The sequence below is a fragment of the Mesorhizobium sp. M7A.F.Ca.CA.003.01.2.1 genome, assembly GCF_003998945.1.
Taxonomy (GTDB): Bacteria; Pseudomonadota; Alphaproteobacteria; order Rhizobiales; family Rhizobiaceae; genus Mesorhizobium; species Mesorhizobium ciceri.
Map to the genome: position 1 here is coordinate 1 of NZ_RZRA01000118.1, position 8458 is coordinate 8458.

10 protein-coding genes are annotated in these 8458 nt (G+C 62.5%); 4 read left to right on the forward strand and 6 right to left on the reverse strand.

Translation table 11 applies throughout. The features are described 5' to 3' along the window. On the forward strand, nucleotides 1-1205 hold a 1205-nt coding region (locus EN969_RS07540), incomplete at its 5' end, for a sulfatase-like hydrolase/transferase (protein ID WP_127419053.1). A gap of 51 nt (nucleotides 1206-1256) precedes the next feature. Here the strand turns inward: EN969_RS07540 and EN969_RS07545 are convergent. After that, a complete protein-coding gene (locus EN969_RS07545; RefSeq protein WP_063169140.1) occupies nucleotides 1257-2576 on the reverse strand; it encodes a PRC-barrel domain-containing protein in 1320 nt (439 codons plus the stop codon). A gap of 250 nt (nucleotides 2577-2826) precedes the next feature. On the opposite strand from EN969_RS07545, the gene EN969_RS07550 reads away from it, so the two are divergent. Further along, the gene (locus tag EN969_RS07550) at nucleotides 2827-3747 is read left to right on the forward strand and encodes a diacylglycerol kinase family protein (RefSeq protein ID WP_013529291.1); all 921 of its coding nucleotides are present in this window, start codon (nucleotides 2827-2829) and stop codon (nucleotides 3745-3747) included. Between the two features lie 29 nt (nucleotides 3748-3776). Here the strand turns inward: EN969_RS07550 and EN969_RS07555 are convergent, their stop codons facing one another. Beyond that, a complete protein-coding gene (locus tag EN969_RS07555) occupies nucleotides 3777-3980 on the reverse strand; it encodes a hypothetical protein (protein ID WP_013529290.1) in 204 nt (67 codons plus the stop codon). A 206-nt stretch (nucleotides 3981-4186) separates the two neighbouring features. Between EN969_RS07555 and EN969_RS07560 the strand changes: the two genes are divergently transcribed. Further along, nucleotides 4187-5662: an HWE histidine kinase domain-containing protein gene (locus EN969_RS07560; protein WP_063170350.1), complete on the forward strand. Its 1476-nt coding sequence runs from the start codon at nucleotides 4187-4189 to the stop codon at nucleotides 5660-5662. A gap of 13 nt (nucleotides 5663-5675) precedes the next feature. Here EN969_RS07560 and EN969_RS07565 read toward each other — a convergent pair whose 3' ends face one another. From EN969_RS07565 to EN969_RS07575, 3 genes are all read right to left on the reverse strand, one after another. After that, the gene (locus EN969_RS07565) at nucleotides 5676-6134 is read right to left on the reverse strand and encodes a hypothetical protein (protein WP_013529288.1); all 459 of its coding nucleotides are present in this window, start codon (nucleotides 6132-6134) and stop codon (nucleotides 5676-5678) included. 11 nt (nucleotides 6135-6145) lie between these two features. Then, nucleotides 6146-6472, reverse strand: a complete 327-nt coding sequence (locus tag EN969_RS07570; protein WP_013529287.1) for a DUF883 family protein — start codon at nucleotides 6470-6472, stop codon at nucleotides 6146-6148. A 128-nt stretch (nucleotides 6473-6600) separates the two neighbouring features. Next, on the reverse strand, nucleotides 6601-7362 hold the full coding sequence (locus tag EN969_RS07575) for a Crp/Fnr family transcriptional regulator (protein WP_027163153.1): 762 nt from the start codon (nucleotides 7360-7362) through the stop codon (nucleotides 6601-6603). A gap of 168 nt (nucleotides 7363-7530) precedes the next feature. Here EN969_RS07575 and EN969_RS07580 point away from each other — a divergent pair, with 168 nt between their 5' ends. Next, the gene (locus EN969_RS07580) at nucleotides 7531-7902 is read left to right on the forward strand and encodes a response regulator (RefSeq protein WP_027163154.1); all 372 of its coding nucleotides are present in this window, start codon (nucleotides 7531-7533) and stop codon (nucleotides 7900-7902) included. A gap of 13 nt (nucleotides 7903-7915) precedes the next feature. On the opposite strand, the gene EN969_RS07585 is transcribed toward EN969_RS07580, so the two are convergent. Beyond that, a partial coding sequence (locus EN969_RS07585; protein WP_127419054.1) for an RNA polymerase sigma factor occupies nucleotides 7916-8458 on the reverse strand: 543 nt, incomplete at its 5' end.

An 8458-nucleotide genomic window follows, 5' to 3' on the forward strand; every position in this document is an offset into this window, starting at 1 on the left:
GCTATGAAGGCGTGCTGCCGGGCTTTACGGTGCGCCAGTTGCTGCCCGAGCATCAGAAGCAATGGCTATCCTGGCTGGAACTACAAGGTGTCGACGCCAGCGCCGGATCTCCCGACATCCATCGCCCGGTGGCCGACGGCGCGGTCGGAACCACCGTCGACAACGCGCCGCCCGTCTACTCCGGGCAGCAAACCCCGGCGGCCTTCCTGACCGGCGAATTCGCGCGTTGGCTTGGCGAACAGGAGCACGCCGCGCCGTGGTTCGCGCATCTTTCCTTCATCAGCCCGCACCCGCCCTTCATAGTGCCGGAGCCCTACAACACAATGTACGATCCGGCTGACGGCCCGGCCTTTCGGCGCGCGGCAAGTTGGCAGGAGGAGGCGGAAAACCATCCCTATCTAGCCTATGATCTCGGCCGGCAGAAACAGATGAAATTCCGCCCCGACGCCAGCGGCAAGGTGCACGACTGGAGCGAAGACGATTTTCGCGTCCTCCGCGCGATCTATTACGGCATGATTTCCGAGGTCGACGCCCAGCTCGGCCGCATCTGGCAAGCGGTCAAGGCGGCCGGCGCGTGGGACGACACCATCGTCGTGCTGACCTCGGACCATGCCGAGATGATGGGCGACCATTTCATGCTGGGCAAGGGAGGCTATTTCGACGGCAGCTACCACATTCCGCTGATCATCCGCGATCCGCGCCACGGCAAGGCGGCCGGCGGCAAGGTCGACAGCTTCACCGAAGCGGTCGACATTTTGCCGACGTTTCTCGACCTGCTCGGCGAAGAGCCCGCGCCGCATCTCGACGGCAGGTCGCTGAAGCCGTTCCTGAGCGGAGAGGCCCCGGCGGCGTGGCGCGATGCCGCGCATTGGGAGTTCGATTTCCGCTCGGTTGCCGCGGGCGAGGCCGAACGCCATTTCGGCATCGCCTCACGCCAATGCAATCTCGCCGTAATCCGCACGGAACATTTCAAATATGTGCATTTCGGCGGCAACCTGCCGCCGCTGCTGTTCGATCTGGAAAACGATCCGGACGAATTGGACAACCTCGCGGCCGACCCCAGCCATCTCGCCGTGCGGCTGGAATTCGCCGAACGACTGCTCGCCTGGCGGGCCGAACATCTCGATCAATCGCTGGCACTGGCCGAATTGACCGAGAACGGCCTCGTCGGCCATGCCGCTGGCCTGCCTCCACGCCACACATGAACACAGGCCCGCATCGTTGCCGGCGCGGGCCTGTATCCGACTGGGTGGAAACTACCTGACGATCATGCGCTGCTGATCGCGCTTCTCGGCATAGCTGCCCTTGTCATAGGCGGTTTGTGCCTCGAGCTGTTCCTTGGTGAAGGTCGTGTACAGGTATTTGTTGCCCGCCTTGTCGGTCATGAATTTGAGATTATCCATGCCGACCGCGACTTCCTTCTCGCCAATGCCGAGGAAGCCACCGACATCGACGATCACCGCATCGGCCTTCTTGTCGGGCGCAAGCACGACATCGCCGATCTCGCCGACCTTGGCGTCGTTGGCGCCATAGACAGTCGTGCCCTTGAGGTCATCGGCGCGAATCTCACCAACCGGCATCTCGGTCAGCGTCGACTTGTCGATGGCTGCGGTCTTTGTCTGGTCCGGAGCCGAGGCATCGGGGGTCGTGGGCGCCGGAGCCTGTGCCGTCTTGTCGGACGGAGCGACGGCAGGGGCTGCGGCGGGCGCGACTGCTGCCGGCGCATTCGAAGCCGTCGTTGCCGGCGCAGGGTCATAGGCCTTGCGGTTGAAATCCGGCTGCGCCTGCAATTCTTCCTTGGTGGTCTGGGCGACCAGCCAGCGGTCGCCATTCTTCTCGGCCCACTGCGCCTTCGAGAAGTCATAGGTGACGTTCTTGGCGCCAAGGCCTAGGAAACCGCCGACGCCGATGACCAAGTACTGCGCCTTGCCATCCTTGGTCAGCACAATGTCGTTGACGTCGCCGATGTTCTGGGCGTCATCGCCGGTGCCGTTATAGACGTTTTCCCCGATGATGTTGGTGGCGAGATTGCCGTCGGCGCGCTTGACTGGTTCTGCCGAAGCGGCGTTCATGTCGACAGGCTTTTGCGCTGTGTCCGTCGTCGCGGGTGCTGCCGGCGCTGTTGCGTCGGTCGATGCCGCAGGTGCTGGGGTCGGGCTGTAAGGCTTTTTATCGAATTCTGCCTGCGCCGTCAGTTCGTCCTTGGTCGTCTGGGCCACCAACCAGCGGTCGCCATTCTTTTCGGCCCACTGCAGCTTGCCGTAATCGAAAGCAACGCTTTTGGCGCCGACACCCAGAAAACCGCCGACGTCGATGACAACGGATTTCGCCTGCCCATCCTTGTCGAACACGACGTCGCTGACCTTGCCGATGTTTTCGGCATCGTCGCCGGTGCCGTTGTAGACGGACTCACCGATGATGTTGGTGACGATGCTGCCCTCTGCGCGTGCCACAGGAGCGGCGGCGGGCTCCTGGACGGCGGGCGTGGCAGGCGCCGTATTTGTTGCGTTCTGCGCATAGGCGCCGGTCGCGACAAAGGTTGCGAGCGCCGTCGTGGCTAAAAGATTGCGGATCATGGTAGTCTCTCCTCGTGCCTGATCTCATGCGCCGCGTCTCCTTGGGGAACGCGGCATCTGCAGGTTCACAACGTCGTGACCGGGTCAGTTGTTCCGACAAAGCGCTGCGGTCCGGGAACGAAACCACGGAAATTATTGAGCCGCTGGGGTAGTCACCCCGTGGCAAGAGGAACCTTTCTGTCGACGCCGCGTTTCAGCCGTTGGCTGGGTATATCCCGGCCGCCATTTGGCTGACCTGGTGGAGCGGGGCATGAGATTTGCAGCGGTGCTGAACCGGGACGGCGGCACTTTGCGCACCACCGACCTCGCCGCTTTCTCCGACAGGATGCATCAGACGCTGGAAACGGCAGGCCACTCGCTCAGCATCGAAATTGTCGCCGGCAAGGATGTGGTGGAGACGCTGGACAACGCCGCTTCGCGTCGCTCGGTCGACATCGTGCTGGCGGGTGGCGGCGACGGGACCATTTCCGCCGCGGCCGCCCGACTGATGGGCACGAAGAAGGCGCTTGCCATATTGCCAGCCGGCACCATGAACCTGTTCGCACGCGGGTTGGGCATTCCGCAGTCGCTCGACGGGGCGCTGAAATCCTTCGCCGACGGCGAAATCATTGCTGTCGATGTGGCGACGGCCAATGGCCAACCTTTCGTGCACCAGTTCTCGATCGGCATGCACGCGAAGATGGTGCAACTGCGCCAGAAGATGGAGTTCGGTTCGCGGTTGGGAAAGATCCGCGCCTCGGCCAAGGCGGCTTGGGCAACGATCAACAATCCACCTGCGATGAATGTGACGCTCAGCATCGGCGATGCCGAAATGGCGGCACGCATCACCGGCATCGGCATCACCAACAACTTATTCGGTGAAGGCCATCTGCCTTATGCCGACAATCCTGCGGGCGGCGTGCTCGGTGTCTATGTCACGGTGGCGAAGCAGCGCGCCGAACTGGTCAAGTTCTTCTTCAACATGGCGCGCGGCAAATGGCGCGACAACGAACATGTCGAAATCCACCAGACAAACAGAACGGTGCTGAAAATCCATTCGGGCAGCCGCAAATTTCGCGCCGTCATGGACGGCGAACTGGTCAGGCTTGACCGTGAAACGGTAATCGAGATTCAGCCTGGCGCACTGAATGTATTGGTTCCGGCGAGCGCGGCCCAGTCGAGAGCCGCCTGATGAGGTGCGGCGCAACGGACAGGCCCGCTTTACCCGGCAGGAGCCTGCTCGGTGGTGTTGGGCGGTGTGGGGACATGCTGTTCATCGCTGTTAGGCGCCTTGATCAACACACCATAGATCTCGGCAATGCCCCATGCAGCAAACACCAGAAGCAGTGCGGCGATCAGGATCCGAAATCCATGCCAGCCCCATCGCCCCTGCCGCGCCTTGTTTTCTGGAATGATCTTGGCCATGCTCGATCCCTGTCTCATTCTGCACCAACTGGCGCGCCCGGCAAATCATGGTCGGGTAACGGTTCCTCGCTAGGATGGTTCCGGAAAAGCGTGCTGGCCTTGCACCAGCGCAAGCATGCGGCGACGAAGACCGGGACGAGGCAATTGGGGTGATTGGCAAGACGCAAACAGCACCCGATCTGCCGGCCGAAGTTGCGCTAGCAGTCATGGATATCGACCGGCTGGCCGTGCTGCACGGATTGGAGATGCTGGATACGGCGGCCGACCCCGATTTCGACCGCGTCAGCAGCCTTGCCGCAGCGGTGATGCAGGTGCCGATGGCCCTGGTCACACTCGTCGACCTTGAACGGCATTGGTTCAAATCCTGCTTCGGCCTGGACGAGACCGAAACCGCGACCAACGTCTCCTTCTGCGCCCATGCGATTGCCGCCGGCGACGAGCCGATGGTGGTCGTGGATGCAACGGCGGACCCCCGTTTCAAGACCAACCCGCTGGTCACCGGAAAGCACCATGTCCGCTTCTATGCCGGCGCGCCGATGATCGTGGCAGGTGCCCGCATCGGCACGCTGTGCGTGCTCGACCGCGAGCCGCATGGTTTTCCATCCCGAACCGAGCTCGACCAGTTGAAGGCGCTCGCCGGCCTGGCCGCCAGCCTGTTCACCCTAAAGGACGCAACCCGCAGCGGCGCGATCGCCGAGGCCGCACTTGCGCGCGAGGAAAAACGACGCGCCATCGCACTCGATGCGGCCTCGCTCGCCAGCTGGGCATGGGATATCCGCACCGATGTCATCGAATGCGACACATTGATGTCGGAGCTGTTCAACCTGCCGCGCTCCAACCGGCTGCGCGCACGCGACATCCTCACCGCCATCGATCCGCGCGACGTCTACCAGACCGAAACCCGCTTTCGCGACGCCTTGACCGGCAGCGACGACTATTTCGGCGAATACCGGGTGAAGGGCTTTCACCCGCCGCGCTGGCTCGCCACGCGCGGCCGTGTGATCGAGCGTGACGGCGACGGCAAGCCGACATTGATCTTCGGCGTCAATTACGACATCTCCGAGCGCAAGCTCGGCGACGAACGGCAACGGCTGCTGCTGCGTGAACTCAACCATCGCGTCAAGAACACTCTGGCGACCGTCCAGGCGCTGGCAACCCAGACCGTGCGCCATGCCCGCCAGCCAAGCCAGTTCCTCGAGGCCTTCGGCGCCAGGCTTCAGGCCTTGGGCATCGCCCACAATCTGTTGTCGGACCGCGAGTGGCGTGGCATCGGCATCAGTGAACTCGTCCAGATCGAGGTCAGACCTTTCGAAACGGCCGAGCAGCCGCGCATGACGATCTCCGGCGACGACCTGCTGCTGTCGCCCGACCAGGCCGTCGGGCTTGGCCTGATCCTGCATGAACTCGCCAGCAACGCGCTGAAATATGGCTCGCTGTCGGTGCCGTCAGGCAGGGTCGACCTCGGCTGGAGGACGCAAGGCAGGAAGGATGCCCGGCGTCTTGTGCTGACCTGGCGCGAAAGCGGCGGGCCGCAAGTCGCTCCGCCGGATCGGCAAGGCTTCGGCTCTATCCTCATTCGCCGCAGCCTGGCCAAGGTCATTTCCAGCGAAGTGACCCATGAATTCCGGCCGGAAGGCGTGTTTGCCGAAATATCGATGCCCCTGGAAGAGCTGTCGAAGTGATCTCCCAACAGCTCTATGTCCGCTCGCTCTCATCCGGATCGTCGGATTTCACATTCTCGCGGTAGATGGCGTAGGCCGCGAGCGCCACGGCCGGCCCCAGAATGGCGCCGAGACCGCCTTTTCCCTTGAGCAGGCTCGGCAGCACGGCGAGTGCGGCGGTGACGCCGATCGCCTTCATGTCGGCATTGCGGCGCTGCGCCCGGCGCCGGGCGCGCGAACCTGCGGATATCCGGTAGATCAGCAGGATAAGTCCGGCGAGCACTAGGAAACCGGCGCCAAACCCGAGCGCGGCGGCAAGCGAGCCGTAGCGCATCGCCGTCCAGATATAGGCGGCCCCGACCAGAAAGCCGAGACCGCAAAGCGCAGCGGCCATGGCGATCACATAGACGATTGCCGCCGTGCGCGCCCGGTGAACGGCGGCCACGGTTTCCCCCGAGGCGAGGCCCGAGATCAGGGTTGCCAACATTCCCATCTGTAGCGCGACTAGCGACGCGCGATGAGCGCGAAAAGGAAGCCGACGCCAGCGGCGATTGCCAGTGACGTCACCGGCTTTTCACGCACGCTTGCCATCATCTGCGCTTCGATGTCCTTGGCATTGCTGCGCAAGCTGTCAAAGGCTGCTTCGCCCTGCGCGCGCAACTGCTCGACCCCTTCTGTCGCTGCACGGCGCGCGGTGCCATAGCCATGCTCGCCGGTCTTGGCCAGTTGTTTGGTGAGCTTGTCGATGTCGGCCTTCAACTGCCTGATGTCGGCTTCCAGGTCCGCATTTGCACGGGCGTCGGTTGCGGTCTTTCCTGCGGCAGTGGCCATGGCTTAACTCCTTGTGATTGCTCGGTTTCAAACGCGCTGCGCACCTCATGGTTCCGCCACTGCGGACAAAGTAGCCGAAAACGCATCGGCGCGCACCCGATCCGCCGGCTTCGCAAAAAGACGCTTCCTCAGATTAGTGGCCGGCGCGCCTCGCCCAGCCCTTCCCAGCCGGCGAGCCGCTTGAGCCCTTCATTGTCGGAGACCGCGCAGCCGCCGTCGCGCCAGACGATCAGCTTGCGATCCATCAGCTTGCGGATCGTCTTGTTGGTGTGAACCAGCGACAGGCCGAGCGTATCGGCAATGTGCTGCTGCGTGATCGGTATCTGGACGGATTGGCTGCCATTCAGTCCGACGACCTTGGCCCGGCTGCCGATGAAGGCGATGAGATAGGCGGCGCGCTCGATCGCACTGCGGCGCCCGAGGCTGAGCAGATTCTCGTCCAGCATCCGCTCCTCGCGCGATGCGATCCAGGTGATGTCGTAGGCCAGCCCGGGATGATTGCGGTACAGCTCGTGCAGATATTCGCGCTCGAAAACACACAGCAGCATCGGTGAGAGTGCCTCGACGGAATGCTGCATCTCGCCCATCACACTGCCTTGCAGGCCGATCAGATCCCCGGGCATGAGATAATTGAGGATCTGGCGACGGCCGTCCCGCAGCAGCTTGTAGCGAAACGCCCAGCCGGAGAGCACGGTGTAGAGATGGGCGCTATGGCTTCCCTCCACCAGCACCGTGTCGCCCTTATCGACCGCGAGTTCACCCTTCTTGAATTTGCTGATGAAGGCCAGCTCCTGTTCTTCGAAGTCGCGGAAAACCGGCAACGGCCGCAATGGGCAGTTCTCGCAAGGATATTGGCGGCTGGAGAAAGCGTTATTGTTCTGGACTGACATTTCGCCCCCTTCGAAAGCCCGCTCGACCCCCTTCGAAAGCCGCTCTTGGAGAGCCGCGTTTCAACGCGTTGCAAGGATTGAGGTTCCGCCCGCTGGCCACATGTCTTTTTTAAATGACATCAAGCCAATTAGCGATCATGACTCCGGCGTTTCAAGGAGTCTTTGCCTGTGCCCACATTGCTTGACGGATTGCGGATTCTCGTTTTGGAGGACGAATTTCTCATCGCCATGGATGTCGAGCAACTTTGCCGCGATCATGGCGCCGATGAGGTGGTGATCGCCCGTGACCTGACCGAGGTCGATGGCCGGGAAGTCGCCACGCGATTCGATGCAGCCATTGTCGACTTGATGCTGGGCGGCGCCTCGACGATCGATTTCGCTTCCGGGCTGCGCGCGGCAGGCATACCTTTCGTGTTTGCGTCCGGCTATTCGGATGCCGATGAAATCAAGGCATCGTTTCCGGGCGTCAGGCTGGTTGGCAAACCCTACTCAGGCGAAGACCTGGTGCAAGCGGTCGCGGCGGCCTGCGGACGCGCTTGAGACGCGATCGCGGTCAGCTCGCCGGCGAACTCGTTACCTGGGCCGAAATCGCGTCCGGACCATACTCGTCCTCACCTGATATTTTCAGGATCTCCTGCAAGCGGGTACGGGCTCGGCTGACGCGGCTCTTGATCGTCCCCACCGCGCAGCCGCAGATCTCCGCGGCCTCCTCGTAGGAGAAACCAGATGCGCCGATGAGGATGATGGCTTCGCGTTGGTCCTCCGGCAACTGCTCCAGCGCCCCGCGAAAGTCCTTCAGGTCGAGTTGACCGTGCTGGGCCGGATGAACGGCAAGCCTGGCCGTCATGATACCGTCGCTGTCCTGCACTTCGCGCCCGCGCTTGCGCATTTGCGAATAGAACTCGTTGCGCAGGATGGTGAAAAGCCAGGCCTTGAGATTGGTGCCGGGCTGGAAGCTCTCATGCTTGGCCCAAGCCTTGACGAGTGTTTCCTGGACGAGGTCGTCGGCTTTATCGGCATTTTGCGTCAGCGACACGGCAAACGCGCGCAGACTTGGGATTGCCCCAAGCAGATCAGTCTTGAAGCCTTGTGAGAC